This is a genomic window from Bacillus sp. 196mf (assembly GCF_003217275.1).
Classification (GTDB): domain Bacteria; phylum Bacillota; class Bacilli; order Bacillales; family Bacillaceae_G; genus Bacillus_A; species Bacillus_A thuringiensis_S.
Map to the genome: position 1 here is coordinate 175,411 of NZ_QJTG01000006.1, position 15,433 is coordinate 190,843.

Below are 15,433 nucleotides of genomic sequence, written 5' to 3' on the forward strand. Positions count from 1 at the left end.
GGATAAAATACGAAAGATTCCACACATTTCACACCATTATCCTAACATCATTCGCTATATTTCATCAATATTCTAGCATAAAAAATAATTTAGAATTTTTTATTTTAAAACACAATAAATACAGCTTTTGAGATTTAATACTTTATTATTGTCTATCATATAGCCTTTAATAACGATAATTATGCCTTCTTTTGAGGCAAATCATCATACATTAAAAAATAATTACTTTAGTTTATAAAAGGTGGGAGAGTCGTAATGAATGTCGATATTTCCGTAGATCGGACGTGGCAAAACAATTTTTTAAATAGAATTGATGAAGATGGTCCTTGGACAAACTGGGATTTATATCACTTAGCTTATGAAACAGAAAAATCGTTACTTGTTCCTACTTTTGATGGACTACAAGCACCGAAACATTTATCCCATTTCACGCCGCTTCCGCATCAATTAGAAGTCGCTCAAAATGTGATTGAACAAATGAATGGTAAAGCGATTCTAGCAGATGAAGTAGGTCTTGGAAAAACAATCGAAGCTGGACTTATTTTGAAAGAATACATGGTCCGCGGGCTTGTGAAAAAGGTACTTATACTTGTCCCAGCCTCTCTCGTATCACAATGGGCATACGAGCTGAATACAAAGTTTTTCATTCCCGCTGTAGCACAAAAGAAAAGCTACTCGTGGGAACAAGCTGACGTAATCGTATCATCAATTGATACTGCGAAACGTTCACCACATCGCGATATCGTGTTGAACTTAGAATATGACCTTATTATTATCGATGAAGCACATAAACTGAAAAATAATAAAACAAAAAACTATGAATTTGCACAACGATTAAAAAAGAAGTTTTGTTTATTACTAACCGCTACTCCTGTTCAAAATAAGATTGATGAAATTTTTAACCTTGTTTCTTTATTAAAGCCAGGACATTTAGGCAATCAATCCAACTTTGAAGAATATTACGCTTCCAAAAATCGTTCAGCCGAATCAGATGAAGACTTAAAAGCTCTCATTAACAAAGTAATGGTGCGAAATAGACGACATAATACCGGTATCGATTGGCCGAAGAGACATGTACGTACAATTTTTGTTGAGTTTAATGAACAAGAACAAGCTCTATATAATGATATCGAAAATTGGCGAGGGCAAGACGCCTTCACATCTGCTTTCTCATCGTTAACTTTAAAACGGGAAGCGTGCAGTAGTCGTGAGGCTGTTTACTATTCATTGAAAAAGCATGTAGAAAAAAGACAGAAAGAAAATGAACATTATATAAAAGATCCACATATCGATGTGCTAATGGACAAAATTAATCATATTCCTTTCAACTCGAAAGCAACTAAAGCTCTAGAGCTTATAAAAGAAATTGACGATAAAGTCGTCATTTTCACGGAATACCGAGCATCACAGATGTACTTACAATGGTTTTTACAACAACACGGTATTTCTTCTGTCCCATTCCGCGGCGGATTTAAACGCGGGAAGAAAGATTGGATGAAGGAACTTTTCCAAAATCGTGCCCAAGTGTTAATTGCAACGGAAGCTGGCGGAGAAGGCATTAACTTACAGTTTTGTAGCCATATGATCAATTATGATTTGCCATGGAATCCAATGCGTCTTGAGCAAAGAATCGGACGTATTCACCGTCTCGGTCAAAAGAATGATGTTCATATTTATAACTTAGCTACAAAGCATACTGTTGAAGAACATATTCTGAAACTGTTATATGAAAAAATCAACTTATTCGAGCGTGTTATCGGTGAACTCGATGAAATTTTAACGAGAATTAATATGAAAAACATCGACGCGCACATTCAAGAAATTTTCGCGCAATCAAAAAGCGAAGGTGAAATTAGAATTAAGATGGAAAACTTAACATCTATAATCGACTTTGCGAAACGAAATGAAGCTGAGGTGCAAGGCTATGCAGCAACATGAAATTCATAATTACTTATACAATTTCTTTGAGGCGAATAACTGTGAAATTTTAGAACGTTCTCCTCATTTATTAGATGTACAGTTAACAATTGAGATGGATAAATTATTAATGAATCGCCCTTTTTATTGGCACTATCTTGAGAAAACAGGAGGCGTACCGAATCCGATGCGCCTTACTCTTATTACAAATCCAGAAAATGAAGAAAATGATGGTGAGCTTATTCACTACGGTTCACCACGTCTACATCAAATTTTCCAAACGACAAAAGAATTAGGCTCTTACATACGTTTATATGAGGATGTAAGACATAATGGGGCAACACATACACCGCTCCACCCTTGGCTCGGTATTAATATAAAAGTTTCCTATCAATGTGATCGAAAAAAAGACATCCTTCACTCGATTGGCATTCATCTCATTTCTGGAACAATGATGGCAAACTTTCATGAAACATTAACAAACATTAAACTTACACCAAAAATACCTGATTTTTGTTTTACGCTCTCGCCCATCATTAAACCTCAAAGTGGTTTACAACGCATAGAAGACGCTTTAAAAAATATAATTGCAGAAGATGACCATACGTGGGCAAAAGAAGCAAGAGTGCGTTGGAATCATGATCTAGACCTTTTAAACCGTTTTTATGAAGAAAGTGACGAACTTCCTGAGAGCTATGAAATTGAAAAACAAGCTCTGCAAGAACAGTATGAACCACGTATTACAGTGCAAATTATTAACGGTGGCCTTTTTTATGTTACCGCGAATCATTTTCTATCTTGAAGAAGCTCCTTCTGCTTTAGAAGGAGCCTCTTTTGAGCTATTTTCTACCCTACTCGCTATCGCCACTACGCTCTTGCTGCTTTTTCTGTGCCATACGTTTCTGCTGTGCACGATCCTTTGCGCTCACATGATTTGCATCAGTTGGAAGATTTTCTTTCGAACGTCCAATTCCATTGCTCATCTTTCCCACTCCTTTTTGCGTTTTTCAAAATACATGTTTATTTTCAGCTAGAGTTACAATCCTTATACAAAAAATAAGAGCAGCCATTGGCTACTCTTACTCGCTCACATATTTTTGAAACATATCATGGATGCCTTTATTTACTAGGTTCGAGATCTGCTCGTCAGATTTATTCGGATAACGATCACGCAATCTGATAGATGCCTTCACCATTAAATTTTCTAATACAGAACGGCCACCTTCTCCATAAATAATTTCAGCATATTTAACAAGCCTTCCATCCTCTACTGTTGCTGGATTATGATTGAAGAAAAATTTACTCATTGTCTCCACCTCTCTCTTTTGATAACGTTTACATTTATATAGATTATTTATGTTATTTATTTCACAATATTGTATGCATGTATATTTAATTAGTTTCATTATAAAGCAACATATCGATAGTAAATATGTGATTTTCCGTCCATTTTGTGAACAAATTAAAAATGAAAGCGTTTCCTTTATTATATACTAAAAAAACTTACTACGCTAGGGGCAATTTTTTTCAATCTACTAATCCCTCAAAAATTGATATATTTTTTCTTTTCCCATTAAACCTTATACAATTTTCAGAAATTATATTATAAAATATATGTATGACTTAAGGAGGCTTTGTATGAATCAAAATAAAAAAGCTATATTAGATCTTGTCTTTTATCTCGTAATCCCATTCCTCATTTGGAAATTTGCAAAACCTTATATCGATCCTTATTACGCGATGTTACTTTCCTCTGTTCCGGGGATTATTTATACACTGTATACCTTTAAAAAAGAAAAACAGTTTAACGTGACAGGGTTCTTTATTTTAATTACACTCATTTCTAATACAACGGTAGATCTATTATCTGGGTCAGCTGAACGAATGTTGTGGAATGATGCATATTATCACATCGTACTCGGTATTATCGTCATCTGTACAATTTTCATAAAAAAACCACTCATGTTATATTTCGCTGCGGATATTGCAGCGCTGCAAGGACATGACCGCGATAAAAGTCGTGAACTGTATCGTGATAGTCGTATCTATCCAGCACTACAATACTTAACGTTATTTTTCGGCCTACAATTCATATTAAAAAGCTTCTTAAAAATTTATTTCATCTCTGTTTTTGGTGTAGATGGCTACGGTGAAATGAGAGCGATTATGACCGCTGTCGGCTGGGGCATTTCTATTTGTATCGGAATAGGGTTCGTATGGGTGAACAATAAAATACATGCCGTTACGGAAGAACAAGAATCCGTGCAGTAAATAAAAATCCCCTGGTGTATTACGACACTAGGGGATCTTTATTTTGCTAGACATATGACTAAAATTTAACTTGATTTTTTTCTTTTACTTTTTACATTTCGATAAAACAAAGCAGCACTCAGCGGCATAACACCAAACCACTTATTCATAAATGGCTCTTTTTCAGCACGGCGTTGTTCTTTCTTTTGTTTTCGATCTTCTTTTGGAGCATCCATATACGACACAAACTGCTGCGTCACAAAGCGAACATAATCATTAGTAGACATATTATCATCACCTCTACTTCATTAGTATGTCCACTTTTTTATACATTAATCTTTTCCTTTAATTCATTCATAATTTGCTTTACAGACTTATTTGTCGTATCGATATGAATATGAGCCTCTTCATAATAAGCTCGGCGTAATTCAAATTTCGTTACAAATGCATCTATATCTTTCTTTTGAAATAGTGGACGTGTCGTATCTTCACGAAGCCTCTCTGCAATTACATGCGGATCACAATATAAATACACGACAGTTCCGTTCTCTTTCATCCACTTGCGATTTTCCGCTCGTTCAATAATTCCCCCACCAGTTGTAATAATGACATTATGGACTGGTAGCGAACGTAACATTTCGCTTTCATATTCCCGAAAAGCCGTTTCGCCTTCTTCGGCAAAAATATCACGAATTGCCTTCTCTTGCTTCTCTTCGATTTTTTGATCAGTATCTACAACATCCATTTGAAGTTCTTGACTTAATGCTTTTCCAATTGTTGTTTTCCCTGCTCCCATATAGCCGGTTATGTATATAGATTTCATTTTCTGTCCTCTCAATCGTCATTTATTAATTGTTATTATAACGAAAGATGCTACTTTGTTTAATAAAAAAACGTTTTGTTCTTATACTATGAAGAACAAAACGTAACACTCGCTTTTACTTATAAGTACCTCTTCTCACCCACTGCGTTGCAATCCATTTCTCGCCTTTCGTTACAGGTGCCCCTCCATGTAACGTAAGCTCATTTAGTGATTGATCTTGATAAAAATACTCAAAGTATACTGCCATTCCCTTTCTAGGATGTACAGAAAGATTTAATTTCGGGAAGTACGTTTCCCCGCCTTCTTCTACATCATTTAAGTACATTACAAGCGTACTAATACGATTGTTAGCAGCTGATCTACTATGTTCCGCAAAATAATCATAGTGTGCTTTATATTGTTGATCCACTTCATAATTTAAAATGTGCAATCCTTCACCATGCGACGCAGGAACATTCATGATAGATGAAATTCGTTTTTCAATCTTTGAAGTAAGTTCATTGTCTTCCAAAAATGCACCGCTACTTGTTCGAATATCATTTACATCACGTGATGAACCAACTTTAGAACGCTTCATTTTATTTTTAGACATTTCAATTAATTCACCACACTCTTCATCACTTAGTACATTTGCTAATACGACAATAAGAGGTTCTTCGAATTTTGAAATAATGTGTATTTCTCTATCTTCTGTCATAATCGTATTTCCTTTATGATCAAAAATAGTTTGTTCCTTATTTTCACCTATTTGATTGTTGTTTGTCATTTCCCTATTCTCCCTAAAAATAATGATTGGATAGCATGAATATATCACATTCTTTCTACCTTTCTCTTTTTTGAGAAAATTTAAACTTTTAATCATTATATTTATCCATTTCTTCTAAAAAATCAATTCAATTTACAATAGAAATCCCTGGTTTTTCTTCGTATTTTTTACATATTATCCTTCTATCCAATCGACTATTTTTCCATCCTTTTTTCTATACCGAAAGCTCACCGTATAGAAAGCTTCCTGTTTGAGTGTACACTGCAACGCAACGAGAATTAAATCATTTTCAAAGATATAATTTCCACTCACTTCTCCCTTTTCATACTGAAAGAAAAATGCACCTTCTTTTTCTTTTTGCTGTAAGTCTTTTTTTATATCTGTAATAGATCGGTTAAGTAGTTCATCCAGTAAAAACTTTTGTTCTATTTCTATATAAAAATTTTTATCTGTAAACAACATATTTGTTTCGTATATAAAAAAAGAAGTTAATAAAATAAGAAAGATGAGTGTTCCAGGCATTGTAAACCCATTTTGCCCTCTCATACATTCATTTCCATTTCACTATATCGCATAACTACACCTTCATATATTTTTCCGCTAGTATCTTTCACATTTATAATGAGTACATGAGGTGTTAGTTTGTAAGAAACCGTTCCAATATTTTGTAAAACAACTTCCCTCCCGCGCCTATTTACCTTTCTTATAAGACGACTATTCTCTTTTTCATACGATACTTCACTCCCATTACGCGATCGAAATCGTAAAATACTTTCTCCATTTTCAAATGCTAGCTGTTCTCCAGATGATACTTCACGAAACTCCAATTGCATTTGACCTAAAAATACATCCCACTCCCAATCATTTAATCCTTTTGTCTGTTTATTTTCCATTTCAATGAAATGTAGGCGGGGAAAGAGCAAAAAAAATATTGATAATAGAAACAGACATACAATCATTTCTATTAATGAAAAACCAAATTCTAATTTATTTTTTCTCCTACATAAAAGCATTGTTCCATCACTCTGTCTTTCACATCTCTCCACATGGTACAAACTTCATTGCCTCCCCAATATGTGTAATACACAATTCCATTTATATTCTTTTCTATTATTCGCTTTTCTTCATTTCCATACATATATATAATTGCTTCCTTTTTTAATAATCCAGATGCCTTATAACGAATTTGTATATTTTTTCTTTCTTGCATAACTAATACTGTTTGCGGTAGTAGTAACGATACAGCCATCATTAAAATACTTAACGATACAATCATTTCAGCCATTATGGATCCTTTTTGACATTTCACGATACGTAAATCTCCCTCTTCCAAGCTGAAATACAATTTCATATTTATAATTTCGATATGAAATTATAATCGTACCACCTCTATTAATATTCCCACTTGGATTATATGTCATCGGATTTGGAAACGTATGCAAATCAATTTGTATATCTTCTTCATACTCTCTCTTGACGATATAATACTTTGTACCTGACTCTTTTATAGCATACATATTTCTATCTTTATGCCAACGTAATGTATAGTGCTTTTGACGATTTATCGCTAATTGCTGCATATACAAAATATCATTTGAAAACTGTCTCAAAAATTGTTCAACTTTTTGTCGCTCGTATAAGGAATGAACACTAAAATACGTAACTATACTTAATACAGAAATAGCAAATAAAACGAGTAACATTTCTAAAAAAGTAAACCCCTGTTGTTTCACAATGCCCTAATTGATACTGCGCCATCATCTGAAATATGAATAGATTCGCCATTCGGGCACTTATCAGTTGTAATATACTTTTCATCTGTCAGTTCTTTTAACGATGGAATTTTATTATGTTGTAATTGATATACTTGTATTTGTGCTTCTATAGATTTCACGTAAGCTGCACACCCTTTTCCTTGGACCGATGAACGCTGTGTAACTACATTTGGAATAATTAATAGTAATAATATAGTTATGACAACCATTACTAATAGCATCTCTAACAGAGTAAATCCTTCCTCATTCTGCATACAAATGCCCCCTAAATAGAATTCATCATTTGAAACATCGGCATAATCATCGCTAAATACATAAGGACAACGATTCCTCCAATACATATAAATAAAATAGGCTGAATGATAACTAACATATGTTTAATTTTCCGTTCCATCTTTTCCATAATAAGATCGCTATAGTCACCTAATTCAATCGCTAAATTGCCGTTTGCTTGTCCATGCGTAATAACATAAGAAAGTTCTTTCTCGTAATACCCACTTTTAGCAATGATAGATTGTAACCGTTCTCCTCCAATTAATTGTCTTTCAATCCGGCTCGCTTCATATTGAAAGAACGGATGATATCTTTGCTCCATCATTATTGTTAAAGCTTCGCATACTGATAGTCCACCATTTAATAAACCACTCAACTGAGTAGCAAAATAATGTGAATGCTTTAAAATAAGAAATGTTTTGATGAGGGGCATACGAAGCATGATTTTTACCTGGCTAATATGAGGAAGTTTCCTAAAATACAACATATACAAACTACATCCAATAATAACAGTTAAAATAGCGGTTAAAATAATGTAAGGTAGCAGTTTTATTGCACTTAAAATTTGTTCTGTAAGTAGTGGTGTATTAGAACCGAACGAACTATAAACCATTTCAACCTGAGGTAATAAAATGAGGTTGAAAATAAAAAGCATGATTAGTAGAAAAAACATTAAAAACATAGGATACTGCATGATTTTCATCATATCTCTCCTATACTTATCTTTCTTATAAAGAAGTGCACTTCCTTGTTGCAAAGCAAAAGAAATATCACCATGTTGCTCGGCATAAAATAAATAACTTAACATGTCCTGATGAAACTTTAACTGATGAAAAGAATCGTGTAGACTTTTCCCATCTTTTAACCCCTCAATCATGTGCTGCAATTGTACTTTCTTTTCTACAGGTAATTGAAACTGTAAAAATTCTAATGCTTGTAAAAGAGAGTAGCCTTTTTCTAGTAATTCTCCTAAACGTTTCAACAATACTACTTGATCACTTAAACTCCAAGTTTTCTTAAACATAAACATCATCTTCTAAAAAACCTAAAGCATATCCTTTTCTTATTGACGATTCTAAAGTCTCATGTTTGTAAGTAACACATTCTCCATCTGCTTCTTTAAGCGCTTGTTTTAACTCATATCCATATAGCAGCTCATAAATGCTTGCTTGCCTTACTTGCCTCATTGATTTACATAAAGTTGAGCACTTTCCTCTGCAAAACGGACACTTCAATTCGACAAGTCGCTGTGCAGCTACAGCCAATAAAGACTGTTCAATCTCTTGCCTCGTTATACCATAATCCATGAAACGAATGATTGCTCCTTTCGCATCATTCGTATGCAGCGTTGTCATGACTAAATGTCCTGTCAAACTTGCTCTTATAGCTATTTTTGCTGTTTCTTCATCACGGATTTCACCGACTAAAATAATATCTGGATCATGACGTAAAATAGCCTTTAATCCTGTTTCATATGTGAGACCCGCTTTTTCATTTATTTGAATTTGTAATACATCGTCACTTCTTTTTTCAACCGGATCTTCAAGTGTAATGATGCGACGTGTTTTCTTTTTTCTAATTACCTCTAATAATGCATACATTGTCGTTGTCTTCCCAGAACCAGTCGGTCCAGTAAACACGAGTAGCCCCTGTGAATAGCGTAAAAACGAGAGTAGTTTTGCTGCCGTACTTGGAAATAACGAAAGATGTGATAAGGGCTGCACAGATGCTTGTAAATGAAGGCGAATAACGAGACTTTCTTGATATACTGTTGGAAGTGTTGAAAGGCGTAAATACACTTCTTGTCCATCAATTTGCAAATACAACGAACCATTCTGTGGCTTCCGTTTCTCTCCTATGTCCATAGATGCTAAAAATTTAAAATGTGAGACAAGTTTTTCTCCAAACTCCTTTTCAATACAATGTCTCGTCATTAAATCTTTTCCTACACGTAGTTGCACCGCTACATCCTTCTGCCGGGGCACAATATGTAAATCTGACGCTTGTACCCTACACGCTTCTTTTAAAATTGTATTAGCAAAAATTTCAATCCCATTCATCACTTTTCCCTCCTCACTATGTATATAGCATGAAAACATGCACAATAAAAATTTGGAATTTTGTATTTTCACTAGAACGAAAAGGAAAAATATGTTTGTGAAATTATGAACAATTTCTGAATTATTGTCTGAAATTACCTATACTCATGTTTATCTGTATTATAATGTTATTATCTTGGATAAAGTGATAAAGGTGGAGATCCTCATGGAACAAGCTTTAAAAATTACAGGTGTTTTAGCTGACCCAACTCGTTATTACATTTATAAATATATTTCGCAAAAACATAGTTACGTAACTGTACAAGAAATTGCAGATGAATTCGATATTCATCCAAACGTAGCGCGTTTACATTTATCTAAATTAGAAGATGTTCATATGCTTAAATCGGAAACGAAGAAAACTGGAAAAGGCGGAAGACCAAGCAGATTATATGTCTTATCTGAAGATGTTATTCAATTGCAATTTCCATTCCGTGATTATCAATTGTTAGCAAGAATAGCATTTAATTCTTTACTTAGCCTTGGCGCTGCTGGTGAAAAAGCGCTATACGAAACAGGAAAACAATTCGGGGCCGAATTAATGCAACAACATATGCAACGTTTAAATGTGAGTGAAGATGCTTTAACAGTAGAGCAAAAAGTTCAAATTGCAAAAGAAGCTTTCTCAACAGCCGGCTTATCACCTGCATTTGAATTAAGTGCAGATGGAACAAAAATTTTCTATGATGTACACAATTGTCCATTTAAAGAAGTTGCTGTTCATCATCCAACTGAAATTTGTAACATGCACGGAGATATGATGAAAGGCATTTTTGAAATCCTATTCCCTAACATGGAATTAACTCGACATGATAGTCTATTAGATGGATGTAAATCTTGTAATTATAAACTAACAATTTAATTTATCATATAAAAAGAAGCCAATAATAATTGGCTTCTTTTTATATGAACGAATATTTACAATAGTAAGAAAAATAAACTATAATGAAAAGAGGTTTTACTTTTTCTAGAAAAGGAGGGAAATAGCATGGATCGCATGTTTCGCGTTCTCGGCTTTTGGACTGGAATTTTCTCGGTTATGTTTTACGTAGGAGATATGCAACAGGCTGCACTACTATTTTTAGGACAAACAGGTTTCTTCGTACTTTTAAGCTATTTAAAATTAACAGAGCGTATGTATATATACGTATTTGGGGCATATTTAACTGTTTTCTTCATAGGATTTACATACTACACGACATTTTTACTTGTCCCTGGGGCTGGACATTAAAAGATGGCATTTTGCCATCTTTTTTTTAATCCCGCAATTTCCTAGTTGACTTATAGGTTTTATTACCTTATATTCTATATAACAGATTGGAATTAGGGGGAATCAACATGAATACACTGCTTGTCGGAATTAACGTTGCAGTCATGCTCATCTTAGTTGGCGTATTATATTATATGCAACGTAAGCATGTATCTTTTAATAAACGTGTATTTACCGCTTTAGGAGTCGGAATTTTATTCGGTCTTATATTACAATTCATTTATGAGCCAACTTCTAAAGTAATTATTGAATCAAATACTTGGTTTGGCTTAATTGGTAACGGTTATGTGAAATTACTTCAAATGATCGTTATGCCACTTATTTTAGTATCTATTATTTCAGCATTTACAAAATTACAGTTAACGAAAAACCTTGGTAAAATTAGTGGTCTTATTATCGGAATTTTAATTCTTACTACAGGAATCGCTGCAGCTGTCGGTATCGCTGCAAGTGCAGGATTTGATGTATCTGCAACAGGCTTGCAACAAGGTGATGCAGAATCTGCTCGTCTGAAACTAGTTGAAGAAAGATTTACTTCTATTGAAAAGACAACAATTCCAGATAAATTATTAGAGCTATTGCCTACAAATCCGTTTCTTGATTTAACAGGCGCTCGTCCAACATCAACAATTTCTGTCGTAATATTTGCAGCCTTTATCGGCATTGCCTTTATAGGTGTAAAACGAAAATATCCAGAACAAGCAGAGCTATTTAAGAAAATGCTTGATGCTGTATATGCAATCGTAATGCGTATGGTAACATTAATTTTACGCCTTACTCCATACGGCGTATTAGCTCTTATGGCAAAAACAGTTGCTGGTAGTGATATAAATGCTATTTTAAAGCTTGGTAACTTCGTATTAGCCTCTTATGTAGCACTTATCGTAATGTTTATCATTCACTTATTATTAATTGCATTGTCTGGTTTAAATCCAATTCAATATTTGAAAAAAGTGTTCCCTGTACTAACTTTTGCATTCACATCTCGCTCTAGTGCTGGTGCGATGCCATTAAATATTGAAGCTCAAAAAGAAAAGCTTGGTATCTCCGAAGGAATTGCAAACTTCGCAGCTTCATTTGGGGTATCTATCGGACAAAACGGTTGCGCAGGTATTTATCCAGCAATGCTTGCAATGATGGTCGCTCCAACTGTAGGAATTGATCCATTACAACCACAATTTATTTTAACTTTAATCGCTGTTGTTGCTATTAGCTCATTCGGTGTTGCCGGAGTTGGTGGCGGTGCAACATTCGCAGCTTTAATCGTACTATCTACAATGAACTTACCAATCGGTATTGTTGCTCTAGTTATCTCGGTTGAGCCATTAATCGATATGGGTCGTACAGCTCTTAACGTAAGTGGTTCTATGACAGCAGGTCTTATTTCAAGTAAATGGCTTGGTGAATTAGATCAAGATACGTACAATCAAGATGATACAAAAACTGGTGAAATTGCTTCATAATGAAAAAAAGACGCTAACATACAATTGTTAGCGTCTTTTTTATTCCGTTCCCTCTTTATAGATCTTATCTTGAGAATTATCACTCCAAGTATTCTTCTAATTGCTCTTTTAACTCTTCCTCAATCTCATAACAAGATTCATCAGCGAGTTCTCCTACTTTCTTACTACCCAAAATGTTTGATTGAATTGGCATTCCTAAAAAGATTCTTTAACATCCTTAAATTGGAATATTGTGAAATTTAATCATCTCTTTTTCTTCATCTAATATAGCTATAGCAACTGTTGAATAATAACCCACCTCAAAGGGATTCTCTTTTTCTCTTGCAAATCCCATATCTAATTCCATGTTTTTTTCTATGTATAAATGCGAATACTCTTTATACAATTTAAGTGCCATTCGCTCTATTTCCTTCTCCATACATTGAATGTTCTCTTTTAACTCCAACGTAAACTCCTGTTCTTTATATTTCATTTTCGCCTCCTTAAACATAGAAAAAGAGAATACAATAATATATTCTCTTTCCTCAAATATATTTCATTATCTCACAGCCCGTCCTTTTCACAAATAACCATTTTGTTCGCACCATTTATGAAATTGTCCTACGTCTACTCCAACTAACACGATATCCTTTAGCTCTACATCAATAATTTGTTCTCCAATTACAATAGCAAACTGCGATGCTAATTTTGTCTCGTTTTTCTTTACAATTCCAATTCGGTTCCGATGCGGTCCATCTTTTATATATGCTTTTTGTCCTACAATATCAAAGTTCAAGATTCTCACCTCTTTTACTGCGCTCAAATTGGAAATACGATCTCCACCTCGGAAAATTTCCTTTCATTGCACTATTTCTCTATATATATGACGAAACAATAAAAGAGTCCTTCCTTCTTTACAATTATTTTTTCTTTGTTTCATTTTTGTGATTGAAACGTAAAGTTTATAATAAAATACACTTGGAAGCGCTTTCTATGTAATTTTTTATGTTATAATATAAAAGTAGAACTTCGTAAAGAGGGTTAAAAAAATGAATACAAAAATGATTAAAAAAGTAATTGAAGCATTAAAAGTATATGGCTTTCAGGATGTATCATTCTGTGACAAAACGAGGCAATTTTTATTTCATAACGAAACCGATATTATGAGCGGCTATGCAGAAATAACATATAGTAGTCAATTTGAAAAATTCAACGTACAAATTCATCCAATTGAAACACATCACCAAGCAGAGTTACAAGAGGTTGAAAGACATATACAAGCTTGTATAAGAAAAGTGGAATATTTAAACGCACTTCTTACCGGGCAGACAAAACTAGATGATAAAATTATTATTATGTAAAAAAAGAACGTGATTGAATCACGTTCTTTTTTCATTATATGTTCATCTTTTCCTTTAGTTGTAATCCTGTAACAGATTCTAATACATCCATCGATTCTCCAAATGTCATATCAAAAATTGTATTGTTCTCTATGTACGGAAACTGTCTGAAACGCTTTTCTAACACCTTTACAGCATCTGATGTAAAGGTTGCACTATCAATGCCAAATTCTGTTTCAAGAAGAACGATCCAATCTAACACATGAAAACCTAATCCATTGACGAATGCAATAAGTTTTTCTTCTGGGTTTGAAGATAAGAATACTTGGCGTTCCATCTCACTAAAAAGTTCTTCTCCTAAGATTTCAGCTAACTCATCATCATGTTCACGTTCAACAAGTTCTTCGTAGCCGTAATCATCCACAAGCTCTTCTACTTCTTCACTATCCTGACAAAGCAATTGACTAAGAAGTGCCTCTTTCTTAAATTCACTATTTTGTACGACTTCTAAAAAGCTCGTTTCCCATCCATTTTCTAATTTCATATTATGTACTCCTTTATATACGTTTCTTATCATCACTGTACCCAAAAGATCACTTTTATAACCTTTTAGGTAGTTACTATTATTTCACATGATTCATAACATAAGATGCAAACTCAGCTACATCTCCTTCAAAAATATTTATTTCTGGCAAGTGATAGAACGTTGTTTGGAGCGGGTTTCCTGCATGATATACATATATCGTTTTCTCTAGTGCAATCGCCATTCCAAACTCTGTATGGCTCCCGTTTCCGCCATCTAATATAAGTAAAAACACATCCGCTTCTTTTACAGCATTTTTTTCTGCCTGACCAATTTCTCTTAATTGTTCTTGATTCACTGCTCTTTCGTTTTTGGTCCAATCATATGTATGGTGCCATCCTGCATGTTTCAGTTCATTTGCTACGGAACATACAAGATGTTTATTTTGGAAACCTGAGGCGATATAAAAATTCATTTATATACACTCCTTCATTATGTATGGGGAAACTCCTTTTTAGCGTTAATTGTTATAGCTATAATAAAGAACAACTTCAAAAAAAATCCCCATCTTTAAAACTTATTTGCGTTTAAATGATGGGATGCTTCATGGTCTTCTTTTATTTTTTGTTTTTTATAACTTTCATCAGCTAACATTTCTAGTTCAGCTGTTATCTCTGATTTTTCAAGCTCTCTTTCTTGCGAAAATTTCCTTGAAATATAAACAATAACACTACCAACGTACAACACAAAGCATATAATAAGTGCAGTATTTTCATAGAGACTTAGCTCCAACACAGTCACTCCTAATCCATTCGTATTTTCACGCTTCATTAATTGGAATTTCCCTATTAACCCATTTGTTATCCCGCTATTTGAGGGCAGTAAAACCCCCTCCTCAAATTCCAGTGAAAGCAAAGAAGTTAGATGGAGGATGCCCCCAACTGATTAAAGTTTC

At 33.9% G+C, this 15,433-nt stretch carries 24 protein-coding genes and 1 pseudogene; 8 read left to right on the plus strand and 17 right to left on the minus strand.

All coding sequences use genetic code 11. The features are described 5' to 3' along the window. The first annotated feature begins 255 nt into the window (after positions 1 to 255). Positions 256 to 1,938 carry a DEAD/DEAH box helicase gene (locus ATL10_RS12075; RefSeq protein WP_001100040.1) on the plus strand — a complete coding sequence of 561 codons (1,683 nt, stop codon included), beginning with the start codon at positions 256 to 258 and terminating at the stop codon, positions 1,936 to 1,938. Continuing rightward, positions 1,925 to 2,719 (plus strand): YqhG family protein, encoded by a 795-nt coding sequence (locus ATL10_RS12080; protein ID WP_001183963.1) that lies wholly within the window; start codon positions 1,925 to 1,927, stop codon positions 2,717 to 2,719. The genes ATL10_RS12075 and ATL10_RS12080 overlap by 14 nt, the downstream gene beginning before the upstream one ends. A 49-nt stretch (positions 2,720 to 2,768) precedes the next feature. Here the strand turns inward: ATL10_RS12080 and ATL10_RS31855 are convergent, their stop codons facing one another. Further along, a complete protein-coding gene (locus tag ATL10_RS31855) occupies positions 2,769 to 2,900 on the minus strand; it encodes a hypothetical protein (protein WP_000064665.1) in 132 nt (43 codons plus the stop codon). A 96-nt stretch (positions 2,901 to 2,996) separates the two neighbouring features. After that, positions 2,997 to 3,224, minus strand: a complete 228-nt coding sequence (locus ATL10_RS12090) for a hypothetical protein (protein ID WP_000032702.1) — start codon at positions 3,222 to 3,224, stop codon at positions 2,997 to 2,999. 73 nt (positions 3,225 to 3,297) lie between these two features. Between ATL10_RS12090 and ATL10_RS12095 the strand changes: the two genes are divergently transcribed. Both ATL10_RS12095 and ATL10_RS12100 read left to right on the plus strand, forming a co-directional pair. Next, positions 3,298 to 3,414 carry a hypothetical protein gene (locus ATL10_RS12095; RefSeq protein WP_001987222.1) on the plus strand — a complete coding sequence of 39 codons (117 nt, stop codon included), beginning with the start codon at positions 3,298 to 3,300 and terminating at the stop codon, positions 3,412 to 3,414. A gap of 141 nt (positions 3,415 to 3,555) precedes the next feature. Then, positions 3,556 to 4,188 carry a VC0807 family protein gene (locus tag ATL10_RS12100; RefSeq protein WP_001073111.1) on the plus strand — a complete coding sequence of 211 codons (633 nt, stop codon included), beginning with the start codon at positions 3,556 to 3,558 and terminating at the stop codon, positions 4,186 to 4,188. Positions 4,189 to 4,253: 65 nt separating this feature from the next. On the opposite strand, the gene ATL10_RS12105 is transcribed toward ATL10_RS12100, so the two are convergent. From ATL10_RS12105 to comGA, 10 genes are all read right to left on the minus strand, one after another. Continuing rightward, entirely contained in the window at positions 4,254 to 4,454 is a 201-nt protein-coding gene (locus ATL10_RS12105; protein ID WP_000106083.1) for a YqzE family protein, read from the minus strand. Positions 4,455 to 4,492: 38 nt separating this feature from the next. Then, on the minus strand, positions 4,493 to 4,990 hold the full coding sequence (locus ATL10_RS12110; RefSeq protein WP_000836660.1) for a shikimate kinase: 498 nt from the start codon (positions 4,988 to 4,990) through the stop codon (positions 4,493 to 4,495). 115 nt (positions 4,991 to 5,105) lie between these two features. Beyond that, positions 5,106 to 5,756, minus strand: coding sequence for a 2OG-Fe(II) oxygenase (locus tag ATL10_RS12115; RefSeq protein ID WP_139213258.1), 651 nt, complete (start codon positions 5,754 to 5,756; stop codon positions 5,106 to 5,108). 174 nt (positions 5,757 to 5,930) lie between these two features. Then, positions 5,931 to 6,302 carry a competence type IV pilus minor pilin ComGG gene (gene comGG / locus ATL10_RS12120; RefSeq protein ID WP_023523011.1) on the minus strand — a complete coding sequence of 124 codons (372 nt, stop codon included), beginning with the start codon at positions 6,300 to 6,302 and terminating at the stop codon, positions 5,931 to 5,933. Then, positions 6,299 to 6,769 (minus strand): competence type IV pilus minor pilin ComGF, encoded by a 471-nt coding sequence (comGF, locus tag ATL10_RS12125; RefSeq protein WP_141548224.1) that lies wholly within the window; start codon positions 6,767 to 6,769, stop codon positions 6,299 to 6,301. Before comGF ends, comGG begins: the two co-directional genes overlap by 4 nt. Beyond that, the gene (locus ATL10_RS12130; RefSeq protein ID WP_000829462.1) at positions 6,739 to 7,041 is read right to left on the minus strand and encodes a hypothetical protein; all 303 of its coding nucleotides are present in this window, start codon (positions 7,039 to 7,041) and stop codon (positions 6,739 to 6,741) included. The genes comGF and ATL10_RS12130 overlap by 31 nt, the downstream gene beginning before the upstream one ends. Continuing rightward, entirely contained in the window at positions 7,034 to 7,489 is a 456-nt protein-coding gene (gene comGD, locus ATL10_RS12135; protein ID WP_000813141.1) for a competence type IV pilus minor pilin ComGD, read from the minus strand. Before comGD ends, ATL10_RS12130 begins: the two co-directional genes overlap by 8 nt. After that, positions 7,486 to 7,785: a competence type IV pilus major pilin ComGC gene (comGC, locus tag ATL10_RS12140; protein WP_001178687.1), complete on the minus strand. Its 300-nt coding sequence runs from the start codon at positions 7,783 to 7,785 to the stop codon at positions 7,486 to 7,488. Before comGC ends, comGD begins: the two co-directional genes overlap by 4 nt. A gap of 11 nt (positions 7,786 to 7,796) precedes the next feature. Beyond that, entirely contained in the window at positions 7,797 to 8,828 is a 1,032-nt protein-coding gene (gene comGB, locus ATL10_RS12145) for a competence type IV pilus assembly protein ComGB (protein WP_090977070.1), read from the minus strand. Further along, positions 8,821 to 9,864, minus strand: a complete 1,044-nt coding sequence (comGA, locus tag ATL10_RS12150; protein WP_001013187.1) for a competence type IV pilus ATPase ComGA — start codon at positions 9,862 to 9,864, stop codon at positions 8,821 to 8,823. The genes comGB and comGA overlap by 8 nt, the downstream gene beginning before the upstream one ends. Positions 9,865 to 10,069: 205 nt before the next feature. Here comGA and ATL10_RS12155 point away from each other — a divergent pair, with 205 nt between their 5' ends. The 3 genes from ATL10_RS12155 (at position 10,070) to ATL10_RS12165 (ending at position 12,636) form a co-directional block, all read left to right on the plus strand. Beyond that, entirely contained in the window at positions 10,070 to 10,765 is a 696-nt protein-coding gene (locus ATL10_RS12155) for a helix-turn-helix transcriptional regulator (RefSeq protein ID WP_000434107.1), read from the plus strand. 126 nt (positions 10,766 to 10,891) lie between these two features. Then, positions 10,892 to 11,134, plus strand: coding sequence for a DUF2626 domain-containing protein (locus tag ATL10_RS12160; protein WP_000375619.1), 243 nt, complete (start codon positions 10,892 to 10,894; stop codon positions 11,132 to 11,134). 107 nt (positions 11,135 to 11,241) lie between these two features. Then, positions 11,242 to 12,636 (plus strand): L-cystine transporter, encoded by a 1,395-nt coding sequence (locus ATL10_RS12165; RefSeq protein ID WP_001094344.1) that lies wholly within the window; start codon positions 11,242 to 11,244, stop codon positions 12,634 to 12,636. 79 nt (positions 12,637 to 12,715) lie between these two features. On the opposite strand, the pseudogene ATL10_RS31860 reads toward ATL10_RS12165, so the two are convergent. Together ATL10_RS31860 and ATL10_RS12175 are read right to left on the minus strand one after the other, a co-directional pair. After that, a pseudogene (locus tag ATL10_RS31860) lies at positions 12,716 to 13,108 on the minus strand (hypothetical protein). Between the two features lie 87 nt (positions 13,109 to 13,195). Further along, entirely contained in the window at positions 13,196 to 13,411 is a 216-nt protein-coding gene (locus ATL10_RS12175; RefSeq protein WP_001008326.1) for a DUF3912 family protein, read from the minus strand. 253 nt (positions 13,412 to 13,664) lie between these two features. Here ATL10_RS12175 and ATL10_RS12180 point away from each other — a divergent pair, with 253 nt between their 5' ends. Continuing rightward, complete coding sequence (locus ATL10_RS12180; RefSeq protein ID WP_001093240.1) at positions 13,665 to 13,976, plus strand: hypothetical protein; 312 nt, start codon at positions 13,665 to 13,667, stop codon at positions 13,974 to 13,976. 34 nt (positions 13,977 to 14,010) lie between these two features. On the opposite strand, the gene ATL10_RS12185 is transcribed toward ATL10_RS12180, so the two are convergent. The 3 genes from ATL10_RS12185 to ATL10_RS12195 form a co-directional block, all read right to left on the minus strand. Beyond that, a complete protein-coding gene (locus ATL10_RS12185; RefSeq protein WP_141541665.1) occupies positions 14,011 to 14,499 on the minus strand; it encodes a hypothetical protein in 489 nt (162 codons plus the stop codon). A gap of 79 nt (positions 14,500 to 14,578) precedes the next feature. Beyond that, positions 14,579 to 14,953 (minus strand): nucleoside 2-deoxyribosyltransferase, encoded by a 375-nt coding sequence (locus ATL10_RS12190; protein ID WP_001012331.1) that lies wholly within the window; start codon positions 14,951 to 14,953, stop codon positions 14,579 to 14,581. Between the two features lie 95 nt (positions 14,954 to 15,048). Next, entirely contained in the window at positions 15,049 to 15,309 is a 261-nt protein-coding gene (locus ATL10_RS12195) for a DUF3966 domain-containing protein (protein ID WP_000817964.1), read from the minus strand. Positions 15,310 to 15,433: the final 124 nt, after the last annotated feature.